The sequence below is a fragment of the Streptomyces marokkonensis genome, assembly GCF_008312835.1.
GTDB classification, from domain to species: domain Bacteria; phylum Actinomycetota; class Actinomycetes; order Streptomycetales; family Streptomycetaceae; genus Streptomyces; species Streptomyces marokkonensis_A.
In genome coordinates, this window is sequence record NZ_VSKS01000020.1 from 86,210 (window position 1) to 112,258 (window position 26,049).

18 protein-coding genes are annotated in these 26,049 nt (G+C 73.0%); 12 read left to right on the forward strand and 6 right to left on the reverse strand.

Features of this window, described 5'->3' with window-relative positions; translation table 11 throughout:
* Window positions 1–40: 40 nt before the first annotated feature.
* From lanKC to F1615_RS28435, 4 genes are all read left to right on the forward strand, one after another.
* On the forward strand, window positions 41–2,710 hold the full coding sequence (gene lanKC, locus F1615_RS28420) for a class III lanthionine synthetase LanKC (RefSeq protein WP_149551903.1): 2,670 nt from the start codon (window positions 41–43) through the stop codon (window positions 2,708–2,710).
* Window positions 2,707–2,835 carry a SapB/AmfS family lanthipeptide gene (locus F1615_RS28425; RefSeq protein ID WP_149551904.1) on the forward strand — a complete coding sequence of 43 codons (129 nt, stop codon included), beginning with the start codon at window positions 2,707–2,709 and terminating at the stop codon, window positions 2,833–2,835. The genes lanKC and F1615_RS28425 overlap by 4 nt, the downstream gene beginning before the upstream one ends.
* Before the next feature lie 166 nt (window positions 2,836–3,001).
* Window positions 3,002–4,792, forward strand: coding sequence for an ABC transporter transmembrane domain-containing protein (locus F1615_RS28430; RefSeq protein ID WP_149551905.1), 1,791 nt, complete (start codon window positions 3,002–3,004; stop codon window positions 4,790–4,792).
* Complete coding sequence (locus tag F1615_RS28435) at window positions 4,789–6,693, forward strand: ATP-binding cassette domain-containing protein (protein ID WP_149551906.1); 1,905 nt, start codon at window positions 4,789–4,791, stop codon at window positions 6,691–6,693. The genes F1615_RS28430 and F1615_RS28435 overlap by 4 nt, the downstream gene beginning before the upstream one ends.
* Window positions 6,694–6,735: 42 nt before the next feature.
* On the opposite strand, the gene F1615_RS28440 is transcribed toward F1615_RS28435, so the two are convergent.
* Window positions 6,736–7,332, reverse strand: a complete 597-nt coding sequence (locus F1615_RS28440) for a LuxR C-terminal-related transcriptional regulator (protein ID WP_149551907.1) — start codon at window positions 7,330–7,332, stop codon at window positions 6,736–6,738.
* Window positions 7,333–7,958: 626 nt separating this feature from the next.
* On the opposite strand from F1615_RS28440, the gene F1615_RS28445 reads away from it, so the two are divergent.
* A complete protein-coding gene (locus F1615_RS28445; RefSeq protein ID WP_149551908.1) occupies window positions 7,959–8,573 on the forward strand; it encodes a TetR/AcrR family transcriptional regulator in 615 nt (204 codons plus the stop codon).
* Between the two features lie 139 nt (window positions 8,574–8,712).
* Here the strand turns inward: F1615_RS28445 and F1615_RS28450 are convergent, their stop codons facing one another.
* A complete protein-coding gene (locus F1615_RS28450; RefSeq protein WP_149551909.1) occupies window positions 8,713–9,669 on the reverse strand; it encodes a DUF2510 domain-containing protein in 957 nt (318 codons plus the stop codon).
* Between the two features lie 262 nt (window positions 9,670–9,931).
* On the opposite strand from F1615_RS28450, the gene F1615_RS28455 reads away from it, so the two are divergent.
* Window positions 9,932–12,619 carry an ATP-binding protein gene (locus tag F1615_RS28455; protein ID WP_149551910.1) on the forward strand — a complete coding sequence of 896 codons (2,688 nt, stop codon included), beginning with the start codon at window positions 9,932–9,934 and terminating at the stop codon, window positions 12,617–12,619.
* A gap of 14 nt (window positions 12,620–12,633) precedes the next feature.
* Here F1615_RS28455 and F1615_RS28460 read toward each other — a convergent pair whose 3' ends face one another.
* Window positions 12,634–13,629, reverse strand: coding sequence for a DUF3048 domain-containing protein (locus F1615_RS28460; protein ID WP_149551911.1), 996 nt, complete (start codon window positions 13,627–13,629; stop codon window positions 12,634–12,636).
* Window positions 13,630–13,827: 198 nt separating this feature from the next.
* Here F1615_RS28460 and F1615_RS28465 point away from each other — a divergent pair, with 198 nt between their 5' ends.
* Window positions 13,828–15,018: a zinc-dependent alcohol dehydrogenase gene (locus F1615_RS28465; RefSeq protein ID WP_149551912.1), complete on the forward strand. Its 1,191-nt coding sequence runs from the start codon at window positions 13,828–13,830 to the stop codon at window positions 15,016–15,018.
* Window position 15,019: 1 nt separating this feature from the next.
* Here the strand turns inward: F1615_RS28465 and F1615_RS28470 are convergent, their stop codons facing one another.
* Entirely contained in the window at window positions 15,020–16,087 is a 1,068-nt protein-coding gene (locus tag F1615_RS28470; protein WP_149551913.1) for an ATP-dependent DNA ligase, read from the reverse strand.
* A gap of 74 nt (window positions 16,088–16,161) precedes the next feature.
* On the opposite strand from F1615_RS28470, the gene ligD reads away from it, so the two are divergent.
* Window positions 16,162–17,184, forward strand: coding sequence for a non-homologous end-joining DNA ligase (ligD, locus tag F1615_RS28475; RefSeq protein WP_149551914.1), 1,023 nt, complete (start codon window positions 16,162–16,164; stop codon window positions 17,182–17,184).
* Between the two features lie 29 nt (window positions 17,185–17,213).
* On the opposite strand, the gene F1615_RS28480 is transcribed toward ligD, so the two are convergent.
* Complete coding sequence (locus F1615_RS28480; protein ID WP_149551964.1) at window positions 17,214–19,403, reverse strand: OmpL47-type beta-barrel domain-containing protein; 2,190 nt, start codon at window positions 19,401–19,403, stop codon at window positions 17,214–17,216.
* A 23-nt stretch (window positions 19,404–19,426) separates the two neighbouring features.
* Window positions 19,427–21,856 (reverse strand): ThuA domain-containing protein, encoded by a 2,430-nt coding sequence (locus tag F1615_RS28485; protein ID WP_149551915.1) that lies wholly within the window; start codon window positions 21,854–21,856, stop codon window positions 19,427–19,429.
* Window positions 21,857–22,138: 282 nt separating this feature from the next.
* On the opposite strand from F1615_RS28485, the gene F1615_RS28490 reads away from it, so the two are divergent.
* The 4 genes from F1615_RS28490 (at window position 22,139) to F1615_RS28505 (ending at window position 25,896) form a co-directional block, all read left to right on the forward strand.
* Entirely contained in the window at window positions 22,139–23,125 is a 987-nt protein-coding gene (locus tag F1615_RS28490; RefSeq protein WP_149551916.1) for a multicopper oxidase domain-containing protein, read from the forward strand.
* An 85-nt stretch (window positions 23,126–23,210) separates the two neighbouring features.
* On the forward strand, window positions 23,211–24,242 hold the full coding sequence (locus tag F1615_RS28495; protein WP_149551917.1) for a LacI family DNA-binding transcriptional regulator: 1,032 nt from the start codon (window positions 23,211–23,213) through the stop codon (window positions 24,240–24,242).
* A 477-nt stretch (window positions 24,243–24,719) separates the two neighbouring features.
* Window positions 24,720–25,514, forward strand: a complete 795-nt coding sequence (locus F1615_RS28500; protein WP_149551918.1) for a VOC family protein — start codon at window positions 24,720–24,722, stop codon at window positions 25,512–25,514.
* Window positions 25,515–25,650: 136 nt separating this feature from the next.
* On the forward strand, window positions 25,651–25,896 hold the full coding sequence (locus tag F1615_RS28505; protein ID WP_149551919.1) for a WhiB family transcriptional regulator: 246 nt from the start codon (window positions 25,651–25,653) through the stop codon (window positions 25,894–25,896).
* Window positions 25,897–26,049 lie beyond the last annotated feature (153 nt).

The window sequence follows — 26,049 nt, forward strand, 5'->3', positions numbered from 1 at the left end:
CAGCGTCATGCCCGTCAGCGATCGACGGGAGGGAGACGGCGTGAACAAGGGCTATGCCGTGTACTGCGACGCGGACCCGTACTTCTACGACGCTCCGCACCGCACCGTCTCCCCGGCCGGCGCCGGGCGCTCCCGGTACGCCGCGGCCTCATGGCCCGTCCCGCCGGGGTGGCAGCGCAACGAGAGCGGGGACTGGCTCGCCCTGCGCCCGGTCGACGCCGAACTGCCCGACCAGGGCTGGAAGATCCACGTCTCCGCCTGTCTCGACAACGCCGAGTCCGTGCTCGAGCGGGTGTGGCGGCACTGCGTCGCCGGCGGCACGGCCTTCAAGTTCGTCCCCAGCCGTTATCTGCTGCACCAGCGCAACGCCAAGTACGCGGACCGGGCCGGCAGCGGCAAGTTCATCACCGTGTACCCGGCGGACGAGGCGCGGTTCGAACGGCTCGCGGGGGAGCTGGCGGAGCTGCTGGCCGGCGAGCCCGGACCGCGCATCCTGAGCGACCTGCGGCTCGGTGACGGTCCCGTGCACGTGCGCTACGGCGGCTTCACCCGGCGCAACTGCTACGACGAGCACGGGGAGCTGCGGCCGGCCGTGACCGGTCCCGACGGAGTGCTGGTGCCCGATCTGCGCGGCCCCGTCTTCCGCGTACCGGACTGGGTCAGCCCGCCCGCCTTCCTGCGTCCGCACCTGGAGGCCCGGGGCGCGCTGACCGTGGCCGGTCTGCCCTACGCCATCGAGTCGGCGCTGCACTTCTCCAACGGCGGCGGTGTCTACCTCGCCCGCGACTCCCGCACGGGGGAGCGGGTCGTCCTCAAGGAGGCCCGTCCGCACGCCGGACTGGCGGCCGACGGTGCGGACGCCGTGACCCGGCTGCACCGCGAACGCCGGGCGCTGGAGCGTCTGTCCGGCCTCGGCTGCACACCCGAGGTGCTCGACCACCTGACGGTCGGGGAGCACCACTTCCTGGTGCTGGAGTACATCGACGGCAAGCCGCTCAACACGTTCTTCGCCCGCCGTCACCCGCTCATCGAGGCCGACCCCGGTGAGCAGCGGCTGGCCGAGTACACGGCCTGGGCCCTCGACGTCCACGCCCGGGTCGAGCGTGCCGTCGAGGACGTCCACGCCCGGGGCGTGGTCTTCAACGACCTGCACCTGTTCAACATCATGATCCGTGAGGACGACAGCGTCGCCCTGCTGGACTTCGAGGCGGCGCACGAGGTCGGCGGACCCGGCCGGCAGACCGTCGCCAACCCGGGGTTCGTGGCGCCGCCCGGCCGGAGGGGCGTCGCGGTGGACCGGTACGCGCTGGCCTGCCTGCGGCTCGCGCTGTTCCTCCCGCTCACCAGCCTGCTGGCGCTGGACCGCCGCAAGGCGGCCCACCTGGCCGATGTGGTGGCCGGCCAGTTCCCGGTGGACCGGGCCTTCCTGGACGCCGCGGTCGACGAGATCACGGGCGGCGACACCACCGCGTCGGCCCCCGCCGGCGCCCCGGGGGCGCGACGGACGGCCGAGCCGGTGGTTCCCGTCCGGCCGGACGACTGGCCCGACAGCCGGGACTCGATGGCCGCGGCCATCCGTGACTCGGCGACACCGTCGCGTACCGACCGCCTCTTCCCCGGCGACATCGCCCAGTTCGCCACGGCCGGCGGCGGACTGGCCTTCGGCCACGGCGCGGCGGGAGTGCTGTACGCCCTCGCCGGGAGCGGGGCGGGAAGGGACGAGGACGGGGAGCAGTGGCTGCTGGAGCGGACCAAGCAACCGCCGTCGGGCATGCCGCTCGGTTTCCACGACGGTCTCGCCGGTGTCGCCTGGACGCTGGAGTACCTCGGCCACCGTGACCGCGCCCTCGACCTCGCCGAACTGCTCCTCGACCAGCCCTTCGACCACCTCGCCCAGGACCTGCACAGCGGTACCGCCGGACTGGGCCTGGCCCTGGACTCGCTGGCCGCGGCCACCGGGGAGACCACCCTGCGCTCGGCGGCGCGGCGCTGCGCCGAACTGACCGCCCGCGACAGGCCCGCCGGCGGGAGCGCCGGCCGGAGCCGCGCGGGACTGCTGTACGGAGCCGCGGGACGCGCGCTGCTCTTCCTGCGGCTGTACGAGCGCGACCGGGACCCCGCGCTGCTCGACCTCGCCCGGGACGCGCTGCGCCAGGACCTGTCCCGCTGCGTCCGCGGCGCGGGCGGCGCCCTGCAGGTGGACGAGGGATGGCGCACCATGCCCTATCTGGGCGCCGGCAGCGTGGGCATCGGCATGGTGCTCGACGACTACCTGGCGCACCGGGAGGACGAGGAGTTCGAGCAGGCGAGAGGCGAGATCGTGGCCGCGGCGCAGGCCATGTTCTACGCCCAGCCGGGCCTGTACCGAGGTGTCTCCGGGATGGTGCTGTACCTCGGCCGCACCACGGCCACGGTGCCCGGCACCGGTCCGGAGGCCGTTCGGCGTCAGCTCGACGCGCTGTCCTGGCACGCCATGTCCTACCGCGACCGGCTCGCCTTCCCCGGAGAGCAGATGATGCGCCTGTCCATGGACCTTTCCACGGGCACGGCGGGATGCCTGCTGGCCGTCGCCTCCGTCCACGGCACCCCCTCCGCCGGGCTGCCGTTCCTTCCGCCCCTGCGCGACACAGGGCGGCCCCACGACTCGGCCCCTCAGGGGGTCGTGATGAGAGAAGACAACCCGTTGCCGTACGAAGGGAAGACGTCATGAACCTGTTCGACCTGCAGTCGATGGAGACCCCCAAGGAAGAGGCCATGGGGGATGTCGAGTCCGGCAGCCGCGCGAGCCTGCTGCTCTGCGGCGACAGCAGCCTGAGCGTCACCACCTGCAACTGACGCCGGCGGCGACCGCCGCGGCGACGCGGTGAGTCACCTCGCTCGGCTCCGGCGCCCCGGGCTTTCGCCCGGGGCGCCGGCGCCTGCAACGGAGGACATCCGAGCCCCCGGCGCGCCCGGTGGGCGGTGTCCGGCCACGGCGGACGGACGGAAGGGAGGCCGGTCGGTGCCGACGACCGGGACCCGGGCACGGCCGGAGGACGGGGCGCGGGGCGGAGCCGACGGCGCGACGCCGGGGCGCACGCCCGAAGTGCTCGTACTGCTGTGCTCGGTCGCAGCGGCCGCGGCGACGGTGGCCCAGCCCTTCGTCCTCGGCCGCACACTCGACCTGCTCCTGCACGACGGAACGGACGTCGGCGCTGCCGCGGGACGCTGGCTGGCGCTGAGTGCCGCGCTGCTCGTCGGCGAACTGCTGCTCGACAGCCTCACCTCCCTGTTCACCGGCCGCTGCAACGCCGCATGGACGGCGTCCGTCCGGTCCCGCGCCTACGGCGGTCTGCTGCGTGCCGTACCGGACCGCGCGCGGTCCTGGACGCCGGGGGACGTCGGGACCCGCCTGACCCTCAACGCCGCCGACGCGGGAGGCGCCCCCGCGGCCCGGGCGGCACTGGTGGCCTCGGCGTTCACGCCCGTGGGCGCGCTCGTGGCGCTCGCCGTCGTCGACGTATGGGTGGCCGCCTGCGTACTGGCCGGGCTGCCCGCTCTGGCGCTGGTCCTGCGGGCCTTCGCCCGCGACACCGGTGCCTCGGTCGCCGCCTACCAGAACACCCAGTCGGAGATCGCGTCCCGGCTGCTCGAGGCCCTGGAGGGCGCGGCGACGATCGCCGCAGCGGGGACCGTCGCCCGTGAACGAGCCCGCGTACTCGCGCCGCTGACCCGGCTCGCCGCCCAGGGCCGGCGCATGTGGGCGCTGCACGGCCGCGCCCTGGCCCGCAGCGGTGTCCTGGTCCCGCTGCTCACCCTGGCCGCCACGGCCGTCGGCGGCCTGCGTCTCGCGTCGGGCGCCCTGAGCGTGGGCGAGCTGCTCGCGGTGTTCCGGTACGCGCAGCTGACGGCCGGCGTCGGGAGCGCCGCGTCCCTGCTGGGAGCGGTGGTACGGGGCCGCGAGGCACGGAACCGGACGCTGGCACTGGCACGCGTGCCCGCACTGGTCCACGGGACGCGGCGCCTGCCCCCGGGCGGGGCGGGCGAACTCGAACTGCGCGGGGTGCGCGTGGTGCGCGACGGCAGGCAGGTGCTGCGCGCGGACGGTGTGCGGGTGCCGGGCGGCGCCACGGCCGCGGTGGTCGGCCGCAGCGGAGCGGGGAAGTCCGTCCTGGCCGCCGTGGCGGGGCGGCTGGCCGACCCCGACGAGGGACATGTGCTGCTGGACGGTGTCCGCCTCGACCGGCTGACCCGGGAGGCGCTGCGCACCGAGGTCGCCTACGCGTTCGAGCGCCCGGCGCTGGGCGAGGGAACGGTCGCCGAGGCGGTCGCCACCGGCCCGCGGCAGGTGTCGCCGGAACAGGTACGGGAAGCCTGCCGTGCCGCGGGCGCCGACGGCTTCGTCCGCAGGCTGCCGGGCGGGTACCACACCCCGTTGCCCGCGGCGCCGCTCTCGGGCGGCGAGCACCAGCGCCTCGGACTGGCCCGGGCGTTCGCGCACGCCGGACGGCTGCTGATCATGGACGACGCGACGTCCAGTCTGGACACCGCGACGGAGCACGAGGTGGACCGGGCGCTGCGCCGGTCGGTGCGGCCCGGAACCCGGCTCGTCGTCGCGCACCGCCCGTCGGTGGCGGCCCGGTCGGACCTGGTGATCTGGCTGGAGGACGGGGAAGTGCGGGCTGTCGCGCCCCACCGCGAACTGTGGGACCTGGCCGCCTACCGGGCGGTCTTCGCCGCCGACGGCACCGCGGCCGGGGCATCGCCTCGGAGCACCACGTCCCGGTCCGAACCCGAAGGAGCGCGGCCGTGAACCGCGCCGCGGACGCGGACGCGCGCGGCACGGGCGACGGGTCCGGGGCGCTGCGCCGCATCGCGCCGCACGCCCGCCGTTTCCTCGCCCGGCGCACCGGGGTACTGACGCGCCTCACGCTCTGGTCGCTGGCCGAGACCGCGCAGGCGTTCCTCGTGGGCTACGGCGTCGCCCAGGCCGTCGACCAGGGATTCCTCGCCGGTGACGCGCGTCGGGGCTTGCTGTGGCTCACGGTCGCGCTGGTCGCCGTGCTGCTCGGGGCCCCCGTGATCCGGGGCGTGTTCACCGAACTGGCCGGCCTGACCGAACCGCTGCGCGACGGGCTGGTGCGGCGTGCGGTCGACCGGTCCCTGGAGCGAGCGGCCACGGCAGGGTCCGGCGGGACGGACCGGGCGGCCGTCTCCCGGCTGACCAACCAGGTCGAGATCGCCCGGGACAGCTTCGCCGGTCTCGTCCTCACCCTGCGGTCCTTCGTCTTCACCGCCGCCGGAGCGCTGCTGGGGCTGGCGTCGCTGCACCCTGCCCTCCTCGTGGTGGTGCTGCCGCCTCTGTCGGGCGGTCTGGTGCTGTTCCTGGCGACGCTGCGGCCCATGGCGGCGGCCCAGCGACGCGCACTGGCGGCCGACGAGGCGCTGGGCGACCACGCGGCCCGGACCCGGGCGGCGTTGCGGGACCTGACGGCCTGCGGAACAGGGCCCGAGGCGGCGCGGCGCGGAGCGGAGCTGGTCGACGGTGCCGCCGCGGCGGCCCGTGTCCTGGCCGGCTGGGCGGCGGTGCGCACGGCGGCGCTCGGCGTCGCGGGTCATCTGCCCGTCCTGGCGCTGCTGCTGGCCGTGCCGTGGCTGCGCGGGCGAGGGGTGACGGCAGGGGCGCTGCTGGGCGCCTTCACCTATCTCGTCCAGTCGCTCCTGCCCGCCCTCCACACGCTGATGACCGCGCTCGGCGCGGCGGGGGCCCGGCTGCTGGTCGTCCTCGACCGCATCATCGGCCCGGAGCCGGAGCCGGAGCCGGAGCCGGAGCCGGAGCCGGAGCCGGAGCCGGAGGCAAAGGCAAGGGCGGCACGGATGTCGACGCCGGGGGGCATCACGCACCCCGCGCGGCCCGAACCCGCGGGCCCGGCCACATGTCGTCCGGCGCCCGGCACCGCCGGTATCCCCGCCCCCGGCGCCCGGCCCCCGGCGGTGGAACTGCGGTCCGTCACCCTGTCCTACGGCGCCCGCGCGGAGCCGGTCCTCGACGCGCTCGACCTGTGCGTCGCCCCGGGCGAGCACCTCGCCGTCGTCGGACCGAGCGGCATCGGCAAGTCGACGCTCACCCGCCTGGTGGCGGGGACGCTCGCGCCGAGCGGCGGCGAGGTCCGGGTGGCCGGGCGGGGGGTGACCGGGCGCGCCCCCGCCGAACTCGCCGCACTGCGCGTACTGGTGCCCCAGGAGGCGTACGTCTTCTCCGGCACCCTGGGCGACAACCTCGCGTATCTGCGTCCCGACGTGAGCCGCGCGGACCTCGACGCCGCCGTCGGGGACCTCGGTCTGATGCCGCTGGCGGAGCGCCTGGGCGGGCTCGACGCACCGGTGCGGCCCGCCGAACTGTCCCACGGCGAACGGCAACTCGTCGCGCTGGCACGTGCCTTCCTGTCGCCCGCCCCCCTGCTGCTGCTCGACGAGGCCACCTGCCACCTCGACCCGGCGGCCGAGGCGCGCGCGGAGGAGGCTCTCGCGCGGCGCCCGGGAACGCTGCTGGTGGTGGCGCACCGCCTGTCGTCGGCCGTCCGCGCCGACCGGGTGCTCGTGCTGGACGGCACGGAGGCGGTCTGCGGCACCCATGAGGAGGTGCTGGACCGGTCGCCGCTCTACCGTGACCTGACGGGTCACTGGAACGGCGGCCCGGCCCGGGAGTCCTGACCGCGGCCGGCCGGGCCGCACTGAGAGGTCACCGCACGCCGGTCACGTCCATCCGGCGCTCTGGACGATGCGTATCGCGTCGACCCGGTTGCGGGCGCCCACCTTCCGGATCGCGGTGGCCATGTAATTGCGGACGGTCCCCCGGGACAGGTGCAGGCGGGCCGCTATCTCGGCCATCGGCGCCCCCTGGGAGGCGAGGGACAGCACGCTCAGTTCCCGGGTGGTCAGCGGCATCTCCGCTCCCTCCAACAGGGCGACGGTGAGCGTCTCGTCGAGGAAGCGCTCTCCCTTGGCGACCGCGTGCACCGCCGTGATCAGCCGGCGCGCCGGGGCGTTCTTGTCGACCAGCCCGCGAGCACCGCCGTCGAACGCCCTGCGGAGGACCCCCGGCCGCTTGGCGCTCGTCAGAACGACGAGCCGGTCCCCGTGCCGCGCCTGGAAGGGGGCGTCGTGCGCCTGCCCCGGGCCCTGCAGGCAGTCGCCGTCCACGACCCAGACGTCCGTCGGCAGCACCTCGGGATCCGGCAGGCCGGCGCCGGGTGACATGGAGGAGACCTCCAGCGCGACATCGGATCTCAGCAGTTCCACCAATGCCGACCGCAGCAGTTCCTCATCGTGCACCACGACTGTACGGACCATCTCCCCCACCTCTTGTCAGCGGCCGCGCCCCGGGGCAGCCGGCCTCCCACTCCTTGGAGCCACGGGCCATGTGCCCTGATCCGTCCCGCGGGAACACGCGCGTACGCACGTGCGAACCGCACCGGACGCAATCCGCCGCCTCCGGCACCCCTCACAGGGCGGGACGGCCGCGTCCGCCCGGCCGAAAACGGCGTAGTCGCACACCCTCCGGCGGGCGGCGCCCGCCCACGCGGAACGCGGCAGCCGGCCGTCGCACCCGCGACGGCGGCTCCAGACCCTGGCCACGGCCGCATACGGTCGGCCGATACCGCCGTACCCCGCGGAACCGGACGTTCGGGTGACGCTTTCTCCCCGTCCGGGAGTACGGCTGGAAACGGTCAGTGTGCAATCTGGCGTGATTCCCACGGCCCGCCGGCCGGGCCGCGCCACCCGGGACCGTCCGGTCCAGGGCAGGGACGGCCGCGCCGCGAGCCGCGCCCCCAGGCCCAGCTCATCGGTGCGCGCGGGTACCGACTCTCATCGATACGGGACCGTACCGATACGACAGTGTTCCGATACGTCGGCGTACCGGTACACTGGCGTATCGATAGACGTGGGACACACTCCAGGGGCAAGGAGCCGAGCCGATGACGTCGCAGGACGCGGACCGACCGGGGCCGGCCGGGACCTCGCGCCGCTCCAAGATCACGCCGGAGCGTGAGCGGGAGTTCTTCGACGCGGTGCTGGACCGGATCCGCGAGTGCGGCTACGACGCCGTGAGCATGGAGGGCATCGCCGCCAGCACACGGTGCAGCAAGTCGACGCTCTACCGGCAGTGGCGGACCAAGCCCCAGTTCGTCGCCGCCGCCCTGCGGTCCAGCCGGCAGGCGCGGTTCGCCGGCATCGACACCGGCACCCTGGCCGGGGACCTGCGCGAGGCGGCGCGGTGCGCGGGGGAGTGGTCACCGAAGGACACCCAGCTGCTCCAGGCGCTCGGCCACGCGGTGCTGCAGGACCAGGAACTCGCCAAGGCGCTGCGCGAGGCGCTGGTCGACCCGGAGCTCGCGGCGCTGAGGGAGATCCTGCGGCGCGGGATCGAGCGCGGGGAGGTCGACGCCGGCAATCCGGCGCTGGACTACATCCCGGCGCAGATCTTCGGAGTGCTGCGGGTGCGCCCGATGCTGGAGGGGCGCCACGCGGACCCGGACTATCTGCTGCGGTTCGTGGAGGCCGCCGTACTGCCCGCACTCGGCCTCGACTGAGACCCAGGCCGCCGTTCCCGGGCCGACCGGGCGGTGACCTGACGCGCCGCACCGTGGGGACGGGGGCGGCGCCCACCCCGGCCGGGTGGGACACCTCTTGAGCGGAGGGGTGGCCCACCCGGCCGTCGTACGCGGGGTGTCAGACGTCCTGCCCGTTGCCGCCGCCGCCCGACGCCACCTCGATGCCCTCGGTGATCTCGTCGAGGACGGACTGGGTCTGGTCGGTGTCGACCCCGAAACGGACCACGACGATCCGCTTCGGCTGCGCGGGGGACGGGAGGGCGAGCGACTGCACGTACCCGTCCGAACCCTTGCTGGTGACCGCCTTCCAGCGCACCAGGTAGCCCTTCTGCCCGGCCACGGTCACCGCCCTGGACGCGAGCACGTCGTGCGAGGTGATCTTCCCGTAGGAGTCACCGCCGTAGCTCTGCTCCGCGTTGGCGGCGATGTCCGCCTTGGCCACCTCCTCGGCGGTCGAGCCCCGGATGCCGAGCGCCAGGGCGGGCGCCGAGTACGCCCCGCCCTTGGTGCAGCTCTTGGACGTGTCGCCGGGGCAGTCGTACTCGTCCTTCGACGTCACCGCGGCGCCCGACCGGAGCTCCTGGCCGTACCAGCCGTCCGGGACGGGCAGGCTGATCCCGCTCAGCGCGTCGGTCACCGACCCGCTCTCGACCCGCGGCGCCTCGGAACCGTCGGGTCCCGGTTCCCCGCCCCCGGAACCACCGGAGCCGTCGTCCGGCCGGCCGTCCCGCCCGCCCGGTCCCTGCGAGGTCGTGGAGCCCCCGCCTCCGCCGTCGTCCGTCAGCGCGTACACACCGACACCGATGCTCGCCAGGACGGCGACGGCCACCGCGACGGCTATGCCGTTGCGCACACGGTGCCCGCGTCCGGGCGGCGGCGGAACGGGATGCACGGGGTAGGCCGGATACGCCGGCCCGGCCGAGGTGCCCGGTGCCGGCGGCCCCCAGGCGGCGGCCGTCCCCGCCGGCCGGACCTGGTCCGTCCAGGCCGCGCCGTCCCACCAGCGCTCGGTGGCCGGTCCGTCATTCGTCTGCCCGGGGTCGGGGTACCACCCGGGAGGAGTCACCTGCGTCATGCCCCCACCGTATGAGGCAACGGTGAAAGCCGTATGAGAGAGCCCCGCCGACCCGCGCCCACGCCCGGTACGCCCCGCGCAACCCGGCCCCACTTGACGGCAGTTGACCATCGGTCCCCCTGGTGGGAGGCGGCTCGCGTCGACCGGGGTGTCCGGTGTCACTCGTCACGGCAACACGTGCGCCGAGCGGGCACCGCCCGGACGGGAGGAGGACTACGCTCGACACCGGTACGTCATTCGGGCGACTCGGGGAGGTAGCGGGATGACGGAGGTACGGCCCCCGGCCGCTTCCTCGGCTTCCCTGTGGGAGCGCGACGAGGAAGTCGCCGCCATCAAGGATGCCGTCGACATCCTGTGCGCCGACCGCTCCTCGCCGGGCAGGCTGCTGGTGCTCCGGGGCGAGGCGGGGCTCGGCAAGACCGCGCTGCTTGCGGAGACCCGGCGCATCGCGGAACAGCGCGGCTGCACCGTCTGGTCGGCCCGCGGCGGCGAGACCCTGCGCTCCGTCCCCTTCAACGTCGTACGCCAACTCCTCCAGCCCGCCCTGGTGCCGATGCTGCCGGAGGAGGCACGCGAGTACCTCGGCGACTGGTACGACATCGCCGGCCCGGCCCTCGGCATAGCGGACCCCGGCGACCGGCACGCCGACCCGCAGGGCGTGTGCGAGGGCCTGGTCGCCGCCGTACGCCGGCTGGCCCGCCGGGACTGGCCGTTGGTCCTGCTGATCGACGACGCCCACTGGGCCGACCAGGAGACCCTGTACTGGCTGGCCGCGTTCGCCGAGCGCCTGGCCGACCTGTCCGTCCTCGTCGTGGTCGCCCGCCGGCCCGGCGAGATCTCCGGGACCGGAGCCCGGTACCTGGACGCCGTGGACGCCGCGGCAGACCGTGCCGTCACCACCCTCAGCGCCCTGACCCCGGACGCCGCCGCCGGACTCACCCGCGCCACCCTGGGGGAGAACGCCGACGCCGCGTTCTGCCGCGAGGTGTGGGCCGTCACCGCCGGCAACCCCTACGAGACCGTCGAGCTCCTCGCCAAGGTCCAGGACAGCGAGCTCGAACCCGTCGAGGCCCACGCCGGTGAACTGCGCGACCTCAACCGCTCCGCCCGCGGCGGCGGCCTCGTCGCCCGGCTGGAACAACTCGGCATAGACGCCACCCGGTTCGCCTGGGCCGCCGCCATCCTCGGCGACGACATCACCGTCGACCTCGTGGCCCGGCTGGCCACCCTCAGCCATGACGAGGCCGCCCGCTGCGCCGAACGTCTGCGCAGCGCCCGCATCCTCACCGTGCCCGACCCGGCCACCACGGGTGGCACCGGATCCGCCGACCTCGAGTTCGTGCACCCCCTGATAGCCACGGCCGTCTACAACTCCATCCCCGACGCCCTGCGCCGTGCCATGCACGGCATCGCGGCCCGGATCGTCACCGACTCCGGACGCGGCGCCGCGTCCGCCGCCCGCCACCTCCTCGAGGTCCACGCGGACGACGACGAGGAACTCGTCTGGCAACTGCGCGAGGCCGCCCGCGAACACCTCGCCGTCGGCGCCCCCGACGCCGCCCGCCGCTGTCTGGAACGCGCCCTCGAGGAGCCGCCCCGCCCCGAGGTCCACGCCCACGTGCTGTACGAACTGGGCTGCGCCACCTTCCTCACCGCTCCCGCCCGCACCATCGGCCATCTGCGGACCGCGCTCGGCATGCCCGGCCTCGACGGCGACCGCCGGGTGGACGCCGTGATCCGGCTGTCCCAGGCCCTGCTGCACAACGACCAGATGGAAGAGGCCGTCCGCACCGTCGAGGCGGAGGCCGCCCGGCTCGAACCCGGCCCCGCCCAACTGCGCCTCCAGGCAGTGCAGTTCATGTGGGAGGGCATCCACACCGGCGAGACCGTCACACCCGGCCGCTCCGAGCGCCTCGCCCGGCTCGCCGCCACCTGCACCGGTCGTGACAACTCCGAACGGGCGCTGCTCATCCTGCGCGGCTTCGACGCCATGATGCGCGGCGAGAACGCCGAGGAGATCGTCGAGGTCTGCGACCGCGCCCTCGTCAACGGCCGCCTCGCACCGGGGCTCGGCTGGACCGATTCCGAGTGGGGCGTCGAACTCCTGCTGATGCTGGCGAGTTCCTACGCCTACACCGACCGCCTCGACCGCGCCGAGAGCCTCTACAGCGAAGCCCTGCACGCCTACGACACGGCGGGCTGGAGCGGTGGCCACCTGGCCCTTGCGCACGCCTACGTCGGTCTGGCGCACCGCAGGCGGGGCAGGCTGGAGGCGGCGGAGGCCTCACTGCGCGAGTCCCTGCGCCTCGCCGAGCGTGTCGGCCGCGGACTGCCCCTGTACTGGACGGCCACCTGCAACCTCGTCGACACCCTGCTGGCCCGCGGCCATGTCGACGAGGCCTGGGCGATGGCGGAACGGCACGGCTTCACACCGCCCTACCCGTCCACCATCGTGCTGCCCGACCCGCGCTCCGTACGCGGCCGTCTGCTGCTCGCAGTGGGCCGCACCAAGGACGGCATCAACGAACTGGAGGCGGCGGAGAAGGCGGCGGCCGCCCGCGGCCACCACAACCCGGTGCACGTCTTCGGGGCCGGCGACCTCGCCCGCGCGCTCGCCACCGAGGACCCCGCCCGCGCCGCGCGGCTGGCCGTCGACATCCGCCGGCACGCCGAACGCCTCGGCACGGACACCGCCATAGGAGAGGCCCTGCGGGTCGCCGCCGCCCTGGAGACCGGCCAGCGCGCGGTTCGCCTCGCCGCCCAGGCGGTCACCTATCTGGAGTCCTCGCCCTGCCAGTACGAACACGCCGCGGCCCGCGTCGAGTACGGCATCCTCGCCCGCTCCGTCCCCGACCTCGAACGCGGCCTGGCACTGGCACGCTCCTGCGGAGCGGACGGCCTGGTGCGGCGGGCCCGGGCGGAGCTGGAGACGGGCGCGGGCCTGAGGTAGCCCGGCCGGTTCGCTCAGGGCGCCTTCGCGTACACCACCCACACCTGGCCGCGCGCGAAGTTCAGCCGCTCGCCGGAGCCGGTGGTGAACGAGGTGCCGTCCTCGTCGGCCGGACGGTCCCAGTTCGCCTCGTACGCGCGACCGTCGCGCAGCACGGTGGCCTTCCCGGACCCCACGGTCTCGGTGTACGGGGTGTTGTTGCCGAGGAAGTCGCGGAAGTCGGAAGGACGCACGGTCACGTACTGCACGACGACCGTCGCGGGCGCCAGCCGGTCGCCGTCCGTGGTGAGCGCCGGGGCGCCGTCCATCGAGACCAGCCAGCGGTCCCGGTCGCCGGACCAGGTGAAGGTGAAGCGGGCCGCCGGGTAGCGCACCGTGAGCTCCTTCTCGGGCTCCCCATCGGCGGGAGGCCCGCCGAAGCGGAAACCCGTGGTCAGGGCGGCCTCGCCGGGCGGGGCGTCCATCAGCCGCTGCGGGCGCAGATACAGATTGTGGGGAGCGGGCCGGCCGGCGCCCCGGGTGTAGGCGCCGGGCTCCGACCCGGGTGTCACCGCCTCCAGCGGTGCCCGCTCGATCAGCGGCATCAGCTTGCTCTGCGCCCCCGAGAAGGCCAGCAGCGGCCGGTCGAACTGGCGCAGCAGCTCCAGGTCCGACTCCCGGGCACTGCGCACCGGCCCGACGGACTCCGGCAGCTCGGTGGCGTACAGGGCGATCAGCCTGCTGGTCCCGCCCTCGACCTGTTCGGCGTACACCACGTCGGCGGCGTCCAGGCCGGTATGGGGCCGGGCTGCGGGGGCGTTGTCGATCTTCACGGCGAGCAGCGGCGGACCGTTCCGCTCGCCGGGTCCGGTCGGCGACTCGCTGGGCGAGCCCCGCCCGTCGTCGCGCGAACCGTCCGACGTCGTGCAGCCCGCGGCCGTCCCGGCCGTCAGCACGGCGGCGAGAAGTATCCCCGCCGCCCCCGTGACGCGCCGTCGGCGCGTTCCTCGTTCCGTGCCCACCGTTGTCACCGCGCCTGCCTCAGATCATCCGTTGTCTCGATTGTGCGCTTATCTGATCGTCACTGGCCATAGCCGACCGCAGGCGGTCCCGCGCGGCGGCTTCCGCCGAACGGCTCAGCGACTCGCGGTTCGGCAGGCGGCCGCTCGGGTACCCGGACGCCCACCGCACGAGCGACAGACCGGCCACGACGGAGGGAGCGGGCGGCGATGAGGGCACTGACCTGGCAGGGAAAGCGGGACGTACGGGTGGAGAACGTGCCCGACCCACGGATCGAGGAGCCGACGGACGCGGTCATCCGCGTCACCTCCAGCGGGCTGTGCGGGTCCGACCTGCACCTGTACGAGGTGCTCACCCCGTTCATGACCCCGGGCGACATCCTCGGCCACGAGCCGATGGGGATCGTCGAGGAGGTCGGCGCGGCGGTGCCCGACCTCCAGGTGGGCGACCGGGTCGTGGTGCCGTTCCAGATCGCCTGCGGCAACTGCTGGATGTGCCTGACCGGACTGCCCACCCAGTGCGAGACCACCCAGGTCAGCGCCGAGGGCATGGGCGCGGCCCTGTTCGGCTACACCCGGCTGTACGGCGCGGTGCCGGGCGCCCAGGCCGAGTACCTGCGGGTCCCGCAGGCCCAGTACGGCCCGATCAAGGTCCCCGAGGGGCCCTCCGACGACCGGTTCCTCTACCTCTCCGACGTACTGCCCACCGCCTGGCAGGCGGTCGCCTACGCCGGAGTCCCCAAGGGCGGCAGTGTCGCCGTGCTCGGGCTCGGCCCCATCGGCGACATGGCCTGCCGGGTCGCGCAGGTACAGGGCGCCGGACGGGTGTTCGGCGTGGACCTCGTCCCCGAGCGGCTGCGCCGGGCGAAGGAACGCGGCGTGGAGACCTTCGACCTGCGTTCCTTCGACGACGAGAAGGAACTCGTCACCGCCATCCGCGACCAGACCGACGGCCGCGGCCCCGACGCCGTGATCGACGCCGTCGGCACCGAGGCGCACGGCAGCGCGGCGGCCCGCATGGTGCAGAACGCGTCCGCGCTGCTGCCCCGCAAACTCAGCGGCCCGATGGCGGAACGCTTCAGCGTCGACCGGCTCGCCGCCCTCCACACGGCCATCGAGCTGGTGCGCCGCGGCGGCACCATCTCGATCAGCGGCGTCTACGGCGGCATGGCCGACCCGCTGCCCATGCTCACCCTGTTCGACAAGCAGATCCAGATGCGCATGGGACAGGCCAACGTACGCCGCTGGAGCGACGAGATCATCCCCTACCTCACCGACGAGGACCCCCTCGGCGTCGACGACTTCGCCACCCACCGCGTGCCGCTCAGCGAGGCACCGCACGCCTACGACATGTTCCAGAAGAAGCAGGACGGCGCGGTCAAGGTGGTGTTCCGGCCCTGACTCAGGGCCCGCCGAGGATCTCGGCCAGGTCGTAGCGGACCGGCTCCTCCAGCTGCGCGTAGGTGCAGCTCACGGGGGTGCGGTCCGGGCGCCAGCGGCGGAAACGGGCGGTGTGCCGGAAGCGCTGCCCGTTCTCCATGTGGTCGTAGGCCACCTCGGCCACCCGCTCCGGCCGCAGCGGCACCCATGACAGGTCCTTCCGCCCCGACCAGCGGCTCGGCGCGCCGGGCAGCCGGGCGGACTCGTGCGCCGCCTCGTCAGCCCAGGCCGCCCACGGATGGCCCGACACGTCGTCCATCCGCAGCGGCTCGAGCTCCTCGATCAGCTCCGCGCGCCGCTTCATCGGGAACGCCGCGGACACACCGACGTGCTGGAGCCGGCCACCGTCGTCGTACAGACCCAGCAGCAGCGAGCCGACGACCGGGCCGCTCTTGTGGAGCCGGTACCCGGCGACGACCACATCGGCCGTGCGCTCGTGCTTGATCTTGAACATGACCCGCTCGTCCTGGCGGTAGCGCAGATTCAGCGGCTTGGCGATCACCCCGTCCAGGCCCGCTCCCTCGTACTGCTCGAACCACCCCCGCGCCACCTCGATGTCCGTCGTCGCCGGCGCCACGTGGACGGGAGGGGTGACCCCCTCCAGCACCCGGGTCAGCAGCTCGCGCCGGTCGGCCAGCGGAACCTCCAGCAGCGACTCGTCCCCCAGTGCCAGCACGTCGAAGGCGACGAACGACGCCGGGGTCCGCTCGGCGAGCGTCCTCACCCGCGAGTCCGCCGGGTGGATGCGCTCGGTGAGGGCGTCGAAGTCGAGGTGCCCCTCCCGCGCGACGACGATCTCCCCGTCCATCACGCACCGCTTCGGCAGCCGTTCCCGCACCGCCGCGGCCACTTCAGGGAAGTACCTGGTCAGCGGCTTGCCGGTGCGGCTGCCCAGCTCGACTTCGTCCCCGTCGCGGAACACGATCGCCCGGAAGCCGTCCCACTTCGCCTCGTACTGCATGTCCGGCGGGATCTTCGCCACGGACTTGGCGAGCATCGGCTTCACGGGCGGCATGACGGGCAGATCCATGCTCCGATTCTGCGCGCCACCGCCCGTTGTCGCCCGGTGTGCGAGGTATGTGCGCTACGCCTACCGTGGCTCGCATGGGTGACGCGGTGGAACTCGAGGTGGCCGGCCGGACCGTACGGCTGTCCAGTCCGGACAAGGTCTTCTTCCCGGAGCACGGATACACCAAGCTGGACGTCGCCCGCTACTACCAGGCGGTCGCCCCCGGCCTGCTGCGCGCCCTGCGCAACCGGCCCACCACCCTGCAGCGCTACCCCGACGGCATCACCGGCGAGTGGTTCTACCAGAAGCGCGCGCCCAAGAGCATGCCCGGCTGGATCCCCACCGCGCACATCACCTTCCCCAGCGGTCGCAGCGCCGACGAGATGTGCCCCACCGAGGAGGCGGCCGTGGTGTGGGCGGCCCAGTACGGCACGCTGGTCTTCCACCCCTGGCCGGTGCGGCGCACCGATGTCGACCACCCCGACGAACTGCGCATCGACCTCGACCCGCAGCCCGGCACCGACTACGACGACGCCGTCCGCGCCGCCGGTGAACTGCGCGCCGTGCTCGACGAGCACGGGCTGCGCGGCTGGCCCAAGACCTCCGGCGGACGCGGCCTGCACGTGTTCGTGCCGATCGCACCGCGCTGGACCTTCACCCAGGTCCGCCGTGCCGCCATCGCCGTGGGCCGGGAACTGGAACGCAGGATGCCGGAGCGGGTCACCATCAAGTGGTGGAAGGAGGAACGCGGCGAGCGCATCTTCGTCGACTACAACCAGACCGCCCGCGACCGCACCATCGCCTCCGCCTACTCCGTACGCCCCCGCCCGCACGCACCCGTCTCGGCTCCACTGCGTTGGGAGGAGGTCCCGGCCGCGCGTCCGCGGGACTTCGACATCACGACCATGCCCGCGCGCTTCGCCGAACTGGGCGACGTGCACGCGGACATGGACGATCACGCGTTCTCACTGGAGTCCCTGCTCGAACTCGCCCGCCGTGACGAGCACGACCACGGCCTGGGCGATCTGCCGTACCCGCCCGAGTACCCGAAGATGCCGGGAGAGCCGAGCCGGGTGCAGCCGAGCCGGGCCAGGAAGCCGAAACCCCCGGCCTGCTGACCCGGTGCGTCACACGGAGCCGTGCGCGACTACAGGTCCTTGATCCGGACGTCCCGGTAGGAGACGACGTCCGTCGTGCCGTGCACCTGCAGTCCGATGTAGCCGGAGGCGAACCTTCGCCCGTCCGTGCCCGGGTCGTCCGAGCGCGGCGGGGTGAAGTCCTGGCCGCCGGTGTTGTCGAACTCGTTGATCAGCACACCGTTGCGGTAGACCGAGTAGTGCTGGTCCACCACGCGGATCTCGTAGTCGTTCCAGGTGCCCTTCTGGGTGACGCCCGCACCGGCCAGCCCCACCCGGTCGAACCCGTAGACGGAGCCGGTCTTGTACATGTCGCCGGTGGGTGAGTCGAACACCTGCACCTCGTGCCCGTACTTGATGGCGACCCACTCCGGCCGCGATTCCTCCGGGTGGTCGTGGATCTGCGGGAACCGCACGAACACACCGGAGTTGGCGTTGCCGGTGCCCGGGGCGTCGTCACGCCACTGGAGCTTCAGCGAGAAGTCGCCGTACGTGCGCTCGGGGAACCACAGCATGCCGAGCCCGCCCCGGGTGGTGCCGGAGGTGATCGAGCCGTCCGGGTTCAGCCCGAACGAACCGCCGCCCACGTGCTGCCACTTGGCGAACGACTCCTGGCTGCCGTCGAGGATCTTGCGGTAGCCCTCGGTCTGGCCGGGCCTGCCGATGCCGGACTGGCGGGCCGCCTTGGTGATGGCCCGGTACTCCCGCGTGTCGACGACGCCTTCCTCCCGCAGCGCGTCCAGGACGCCCTTCACGTGCTTGAGGAACAGCGCCTGCGAGGTCCACTCCTTCTCGTCCTCGATCAGCTCGCCGATCCGGCACCGGTTGTTGGTGACCCGGTTCGGCACACCCGAGTCGACCGTGCCGACGATCACCGTCAACCGCTCGTCGTACTCGGGGCAGTGGGGCGCGGGCACCCCGCCGCCGGCCACGACCGTGAAGCTCACCGTGAGCGGCTCGGAGGTGTTGCCGGCCTGGTCGCTCGCCCGGTACGCCACGGTGTGCCGGCCCGCCCGGTCGACGACCACGGGCCCGGTGTAGGCCAGGTACGGTCCGCCGTCGAGCGAGTACTCGATGCCCGCGACACCGGAACCTCCGTGTCCGTCGTCGGCGCTGAGGGTCACGGTGGCGTCACCGACGTAGGCGCCGTCGGAGTTCCTGGTGCCCTCCACGGTGACGCCGGTCGCCGGCGGGGTGGTGTCCTGCGGGGGAGCGGCGACGACCGTGAACTCCACGCTCTTCGCCGCCGCCGCGTTGCCCGCCTTGTCGGTGGCGCGGTACCGCACGGTGTGCGTGCCCACCTGGTGCACCATCACCGGGCCGGTGTACGGCTGCCAGGCACCGTCGGCACCGATCGCGTACTCGATGGTGTTGACCCCGGACCCGGTGTCGGACGCGGTGACGGTGACCGTCGCCATGTCGATGTAGGCACCGTCGTCGTTCTTCTCGCCGTCCACCGTCGCCGAGGTCTCCGGCGGCGTGGTGTCGTCCGTCGGCGGCGGCACGACGGTGAACCCGACGGTCTTCTCCGCCGAGACGTTGCCCGCCTTGTCCAGGGCGCGGTAGCGCACCGTGTGGGTGCCGACCTGGTCGACGACGACCGGCGCGGTGTACGGCTGCCAGGCGCCGTCCGTCCCCACCGCGTACTCGATCCGCTCCACGCCCGAGCCCTCGTCGGTGGCCTCGACCGTGACGCTCGCCGAACCGACGTACTCGCCCTTGTCGTTCTGCGAGCCGGTCACCTTCGCCGTGGCCTCGGGCGCGGTGGTGTCCTCGCCGCCGCCCTCGGTCACCGTCAGGATGCCCTGCATCTCGCCGTGGCCGGGGATGGTGCAGTGGTAGAAGTAGCGGCCCGGGGTGAGCGTCACCTCGGCCGTGTGCCGGCCGCCCTGGGCGTCACCCGGATTGGCCAGGATGTTCAGCTGGACGTCGTTGTTGAACTCCGGGTCGGAGGTCACGAACGTCAGCGTGTGGGGCATCCCGGTGGTGTTGCCGGTCGCCGCGCTGTTCTCGAAGACGATCGTCGCCGCACCGGCCACCGCGGTCGCCGGCGCCGACGTGTACTCGGTGATGCTGTCCCCGGCGGTCCAGGTGAGCACCTGCTCCGCCGCGGTGGCCCCGGATCCGGACTCGCCGGCCGCGGACGTGGTCGTCTGCAGACCGAGCACCATCAGCAGGGCGGCCAGCAGGCCGGCCCACATTCCTCGTTTGCGTATCACTGGTCTCACTCGGCCTTCCTCGCCAGCTGACCGGCGGCCGGGGTCGGGCCGCCGCCCGTGTAGGTGACCTGCCACAGCGCGGACTTGGCGTCGGAGGTGAAGAAGCCGCGGCCGTAGTCGAGGACGTACAGCGAGCCGTCCGGGCCGAATTTCCAGTCCATCAGGTTCTTGATGCCGTCGTTGCCGACCGGCACGATCTTCTTCAGGGACTCCGAGTGCACCGGAAGTCCGCCGTCGCCCTGGGTCTTGGGGTCCATGAGCACCGCGTTGCGCGGCTGGTCGGCGTCGTAGAAGTCACCGATGAACCACTTGCCGTCCCAGTACGCCGGCCACTTGACCTCACTGGGGCTGCCGGCGTCGTAGCGGTAGACCGGGCCGTTCATGGCGGCCTGGCCGCCGCCCTTGAGCCAGGGCAGCCGGTACGTGGCCTCGCTCTGCTCGTACGACGGGATGCCGTTCTCGTCACGCGGGTAGTCCGGGGCGCCGCCCTGTGGCGCGTACCAGATGTTGTTGCCCGTCACCGGCGGGAGGTTGACCAGGCCGTCGTTGTTCGGCGATTCGTTCTTCGGGGCGTCGCAGTCGTACCAGCCGAGCGGCTTGGACGGGTCGGGCAGGTTCCGGTCCCGGTAGGGCTGCTTGTTGCCCATGCAGTACGGCCAGCCGCGGTTGCCGGCCTCGGTGATCACGGCGAACGTGTCGTACTTCGCCGGGCCCCAGGTCGGCGACGGGGAGCCGGCGTCCGGGCCGACCCAGCCCGCGTAGAGGGTGTCGGTCCTCTTGTCGACGGAGATGCGCGCCGGGTTGCGCACGCCCATCACATAGATCTCGCCGCGCGTCTTGCCGCCGCCCTCGGCCGTCTCCTCACCGGTGAACAGGTTGCCCTCGGGGAGGGTGTACGTGCCGTCCGGCTCGGGGTGGATGCGCAGGATCTTGCCGTTGAGGTTGTTGGTGTTTCCGGCGGTGCGGCGCGCGTCGGCGAAGGACACGCCCTTGAAGTCGGGCTCCGGGTTGTTGCCCGAGTAACCGCCGCTGAAGCCGCTGGAGTTGGTGTCACCGGTGGCGATGTACAGGTTGCCCTTGGAGTCCCAGGCCATCCCGCCGCCCGCGTGGCAGCAGCTGTGGATCTGCACCGGCCACTTCAGCAGCACCTTCTCGCTGCCGAGGTCCAGCTTGCCGGTTGCCCGGTCGAGCGTGAAGCGGGAGACCCGCCGCTCGCCCATGTGCGTGTCCCGGTTGATCTCGGAGTGGGGCGTGTAGTGCAGGTACACCCACCCGTTCTGCTCGAACCGCGGGTCCAGTTCGATGCCGAGCAGGCCCTCCTCGACCTTCCGCAGCTCGTCGCCGCCGCCCTTGTTGCCGAAGACGGTGAGCGCCCCGGCCAGGGTGACCTTCCCGGTCTTCGGGTCGTAGACGTGGATCTCGCCCTTGCCCTTGCCGATGTCCGGGTCGTTCCAGTCGGTGACGACGGGCTGCGAGGAGTCGGCGCCGCCCCGGCCGATGTAGAAGACCCGTCCGTCGGGGGCGGTGACCAGACCGTGCGGTTCGCCGATCTGGTCGTTCTGCCCCGGCTGGTTGGGCTTGGTCAGCCGCTTGGCCTCGTAGTTGCCGGTGATGGTCGCCTTGCAGTCGGCCTGTACGAGCCGGTTGGTCCACAGCAGGGCGCCGCGCAGATGGTCGCGGAAGTCGGTCTCGTCGTACGACGACACCGTGCCGCCCATGCCGGTGTAGAAGGACCGCCCGCCGTCGTAGTCACGGCACCAGCTCACCGGGTGGTCCCAGCCGCTTGCGCCCGCACCGGGCGCGTAGGTCGACTCGCGCACCCTGGCGACCGTGTGCACGTCACCGGAGGGGTTCTTCACCCAGTTCAGCCACTTGTCGGGCCGCTTCCACTGCTGCGGCAGGCCCTTGGTCGCCGGATGGGTCCGGTCGCCGACCTCGACGGTCGCCCGCTGCACCGCGTCGGGGCCGGAGGCGGCCGGGCGGGCGCCGATCAGGCCGGTGAACCAGTCCGAGTACGGCTCCGCGCGTGCGGCGTCGTGCAGACCGACGAAACCGCCGCCGGCCTCCATGTACGCCTCCAGGCCCGCCTCCTGGTCCGGGTCGAGGACGTCCCCGCCGCCGGTCAGGAACACGACGGTGTTGAAACGGCCCAGCTTCCTGGCGTCGGTGAAGACCGAGGCGTCGTCGGTCGCGGTGACCTTGAACCGCTGGTCCGCCGGGCCGGACAGGCCGATCCTCTCGATCGCCGCGATCCCCGCGTTCACCAGGGGCGACTCGTCACCGCCGGCCGCCGAACCGTGGAACAGCAGCACACGTACGTTCGCGCCGCCCGGGGGCGACTTGATGGACATCGTTGTCAGGGACGGATCCGGGGCCTGGCGCGCGCTGGCGGCGGGCCCCGAGAGCAGCCCGGCGGCGACGGCACCGGCGGTCACGGTGGCCGCCCAGAGGCGTCGCCTCGTTCTCGTCCTTCGTGTGTTCCTGGCGCCTGACGTGCTCAACCCTCGCAAGCGCACGGGTTCTTGATGCGATGTGGACCGCACGTGGCCACCCACCCCTCCTCGGTCGCAGCAACAGCGTCAAGGAAGCTAGACCTCTTTGCGTCACACGCCAATACCTATCGCAGCAATGAAACGAACTTTGTCCTGAGTGTGGATAAACCCCGGGGTGGCCGCTACGGTTTCACAGGTTCATGACAGCCACGTGGGGAGTTCGGCATGGACAGACGCGGTTTCAACCGGCGAGTACTGCTGGGCGGCGCTGCCGTCGCGACATCGTTGTCCGTCGCACCCGAGGCCGTGAGCGCGGCCCGGCCGGCGAGGACCGCGCCCGCCGGGGGCGAGGTGCGGCGCCTCAAGATGTACGCCGAGCGGCTGGACGGCGGCCGGATGGGCTACGGCTTCGAGAAGGGCAAGGCGTCGATCCCGGGCCCGCTGATCGAGCTCAACGAGGGCGACACGCTGCACGTCGAGTTCGAGAACACCATGGACGTGCCCGTGAGCCTGCACGTCCACGGCCTGGACTACGAGATCTCCAGTGACGGCACCAAGCAGAACAGGAGCCATGTCGAGCCCGGCGCCACCCGCACCTACACCTGGCGCACCCACAAGCCCGGCCGCCGCTCCGACGGCACCTGGCGGTCGGGCAGCGCGGGCTACTGGCACTACCACGACCACGTCGTGGGCACGGTGCACGGCACCGGCGGCATACGCAACGGGCTGTACGGCCCGGTGATCGTCCGCCGCAAGGGCGACGTCCTGCCCGACGCGACCCACACCATCGTCTTCAACGACATGACGATCAACAACAAGCCCGCACACACCGGCCCGAACTTCGAGGCCACCGTGGGCGACCGCGTCGAGATCGTCATGATCACGCACGGCGAGTACTACCACACGTTCCACATGCACGGTCACCGCTGGGCCGACAACCGCACCGGCATGCTCACCGGCCCCGACGACCCGAGCCAGGTCATCGACAACAAGATCTGCGGTCCGGCCGACTCCTTCGGCTTCCAGATCATCGCGGGGGAGGGGGTCGGCGCGGGCGCCTGGATGTACCACTGCCACGTGCAGAGCCACTCCGACATGGGCATGGTCGGTCTGTTCCTGGTGAAGAAGCCGGACGGCACCATCCCGGGGTACGACCCGCACGAGCACGCGCACGAGCCCGCCTCCGAGGAGGAGCCGACGCACGAGCACTGACGCACCGGACGTGATCCGGTAGCGCTCTCGCCCGGGGACGGGCCGGGGCTATCCTTTCCCGCAGCCGCAGGTGAGGAGCGCCCAAGTGAACGAGACAGTGCCGCGCCCCACGCTGGAGGCGGTGGCCGCGCGGGCCGGGGTCTCCCGGGCCACGGTCTCCCGCGTGGTCAACGGCTCCGACGGGGTGCGCGAGCCCCTGGCCGAGCGGGTGAGACAGGCGGTGGAGGAACTCGGGTACGTCCCCAACCAGGCCGCCCGCAGCCTGGTGACCAAGCGGCACGACGCCGTCGCCGTCGTCGTCGCCGAACCGGAGACCCGCGTCTTCGCCGACCCCTTCTTCGCCCGGCAACTGCGCGGGATCAGCAAGGAACTGACGGCGCACGACAACCAGCTCGTCCTGCTGCTCACCGAGGACCGCGACGACCACGCCCGCGTCGGCCGCTACCTCGCCGGCGGCCATGTGGACGGAGCGCTGGTGATCTCGCTCCACATCGACGACCCGCTGCCCGGACTGATCCAGCGCGCCGGCGTGCCGACGGTGTTCGGCGGGCGGCCCGACTTCAACGGCGGCGTCGTCTACGTCGACAGCGACAACCGGGGCGGCGCCCGTGACGCCGTACGGCATCTGCTCGGCCTCGGCCGGAGCCGCGTCGCCCACATCACCGGCGCCCTCGACCAGACGTCGGCCGTGGACCGGCTCGACGGCTTCCGGGACGTCATGACCGATGCCGACCCGCGGCTGGTCGTCGAGGGCGACTTCACCCCCGCGGGGGGCGAGCGGGCGATGCGGGAGCTCCTCGACCGCCGCCCCGACCTGGACGCGGTGTTCGCCGGCAACGACCTCATGGCGGCGGGCGCCCTGCGCGTGCTGCGCGAGCGCGGGCGGCGGGTGCCGGACGACGTGGCGGTCGTCGGGTTCGACGACATGCTGCCGATCGCCGAACAGACCGAGCCGCCGCTCACCACGGTCCGCCAGGACATCGAGGGGATGGGCCGCCTCATGGCCCGCCTCCTGCTGCGCGACCTGGACCGCACGGGCGTGCCGGACGAGGCCGCGGGCGGCGGCCCCTCCAGCGTCGTCCTCCCGACGACGCTGATCCACCGGGCATCCGCCTGAACCCCCGACGCCGGCCCCCGATCCCGCCGGCACCCTGACCTCCGGCCCCGGACCTGAGACCCGAGGGCGACCCGGGATCTCCACCCCCGACGCGCGAGCCCGCCCGCGGCCGCGGGACCTGACCGGCACGAGCCGGGCGCAGCCCTGAATGTCGCCGCTCCGGGCCGGGGCGCGGGCTGCCGGCCAGGGTCCCACCGACCTGGGGTCCGGGACGGGAGCCGGAGCCGTGCGTCTCCGGGGCCTGGGCTCCGGCCCGCGGGTCCTGGGCTCGAACTCCGAGTCCTGGATCCTTGGTCACGCGCCCGGCACCGATCCACGGTTTCCGGGCCGGGGTGGGCCTCCCCTTGGTGGAGCCCCGGGCACCGGACCACGGCGCGCCGGTTCGGGACACGCCCGTCCGGGTGCTCCGAGGGGGATTGTCAGTGGGCGGTGGAAGACTCGCCAGAGCAGGCGACCGGACCGCTCGGAGGAGGCACCATGCTCACCACAGACTTCGTCAACGGCGCCCCGAACTGGATCGACGTCGGCACCACCGACATCGAGGGCGCCGTGTCCTTCTACGCCGGCCTGTTCGGCTGGGAGTTCCGCTCGGCGGGGCCCGACGCCGGGGGTTACGGGTTCTTCGAGCTGGCCGGGCGGATCGTCGCGGGCGGTATGCGGACCACACCGGACCAGGGCCCGCCCGCGTGGACCGTCCACTTCCGGACCCCCGACGCGGACGCCACCGCGAAGGCCGCCCAGCAGGCCAGGGGCAGCGTGCTCATGCCGCCCATGGACGTGATGGACCAGGGGAGGACGGCGATCCTCGCCGATCAGGCGGGCGTCCCCTTCGGCATCTGGGAGCCGGCGCGGCGCAAGGGCGTCGAGGCGGCCGGCGAGGCCGGCTCGCTGTGCTGGGTCGAGCTCTACACCCCCGACATCGCCCGGACCGCCGCCTTCTACCACTCCACCCTCGGCTGGGAGACCTCGGCCGTGACCTTCCCCGGCGGCGTCTACACGTCCGTCAACCCCGCCGGAACGGGGGACGAGGGCATGTTCGGCGGACTGGTCCCGCTGGCCGACGATCCCGTCGAGGCGCGCAGCGGACACCCCTACTGGCTGCCCTACATCGGTGTGGAGGACCCGGACGCCGTCGTCGACAGGGCCGTCGAGCTGGGCGGCAGCGTGCGGATGCCCGCCACGTCCCTGGCCGGGGTCGGCCGCCTCGCCCGTCTGGAGGATCCGTACGGCGCGCGCTTCGCGGTCCTCAGGGGCGACCCGCGCCAGACCTGAACACCGGCGCGCCGCCGTGCGCGGCGTGTTCCCCGGCGCCATCCTCATGCCTGAGGACCGCCGAAGGACCCCCTGCGGAAGCCGCGTTGATTCGGCGTTGATCGAACGTTTTTCGCCGTCCGGCACGCTTCCGGCCATGCACATCGACACATACCCCTCGCCCGACCTCACCTGGCAGGAGGAGGCGCTGTGCGCGCAGACGGGAGGAGACTTCTTCTTCCCCGAGCCGGGCAGCTCGGTCCGCGAGGCCAAGCGCATCTGCGGTCTCTGCCCGATCCGCGTCACCTGCCTCGAGTACGCCCTGACCAACGACATGCGCTTCGGTGTCTGGGGCGGTCTGTCGGAGAAGGAACGCCTGGAACTGCGGCGCGTGGGAAGGTAGTTCCACCCGTCACGGCACCCCCCGTCGCACCGGGGAAAACCGGTACGGGCGATGCCGCCCCCGTGGCTAGGATCGCTCCGCGAGGTCGGCAGCGCGCAGGTGAGCGCACCTCCAGGGCGTGAGGCGCACACCGGTCCGGTCCGGGCCCGGCCC

Coding starts and splice junctions, on each gene's coding strand:
- F1615_RS28425 (WP_149551904.1), top strand. CDS start 2,707: ATGAACCTGTTCGACCTGCAGTCGATGGAGACCCCCAAGGAAGAGGCC.
- F1615_RS28440 (WP_149551907.1), bottom strand. CDS start 7,332: ATGGTCCGTACAGTCGTGGTGCACGATGAGGAACTGCTGCGGTCGGCA.
- F1615_RS28445 (WP_149551908.1), top strand. CDS start 7,959: ATGACGTCGCAGGACGCGGACCGACCGGGGCCGGCCGGGACCTCGCGC.
- F1615_RS28450 (WP_149551909.1), bottom strand. CDS start 9,669: ATGACGCAGGTGACTCCTCCCGGGTGGTACCCCGACCCCGGGCAGACG.
- F1615_RS28455 (WP_149551910.1), top strand. CDS start 9,932: ATGACGGAGGTACGGCCCCCGGCCGCTTCCTCGGCTTCCCTGTGGGAG.
- F1615_RS28465 (WP_149551912.1), top strand. CDS start 13,828: ATGAGGGCACTGACCTGGCAGGGAAAGCGGGACGTACGGGTGGAGAAC.
- F1615_RS28470 (WP_149551913.1), bottom strand. CDS start 16,087: ATGGATCTGCCCGTCATGCCGCCCGTGAAGCCGATGCTCGCCAAGTCC.
- ligD (WP_149551914.1), top strand. CDS start 16,162: ATGGGTGACGCGGTGGAACTCGAGGTGGCCGGCCGGACCGTACGGCTG.
- F1615_RS28480 (WP_149551964.1), bottom strand. CDS start 19,403: ATGTGGGCCGGCCTGCTGGCCGCCCTGCTGATGGTGCTCGGTCTGCAG.
- F1615_RS28490 (WP_149551916.1), top strand. CDS start 22,139: ATGGACAGACGCGGTTTCAACCGGCGAGTACTGCTGGGCGGCGCTGCC.
- F1615_RS28500 (WP_149551918.1), top strand. CDS start 24,720: ATGCTCACCACAGACTTCGTCAACGGCGCCCCGAACTGGATCGACGTC.
- F1615_RS28505 (WP_149551919.1), top strand. CDS start 25,651: ATGCACATCGACACATACCCCTCGCCCGACCTCACCTGGCAGGAGGAG.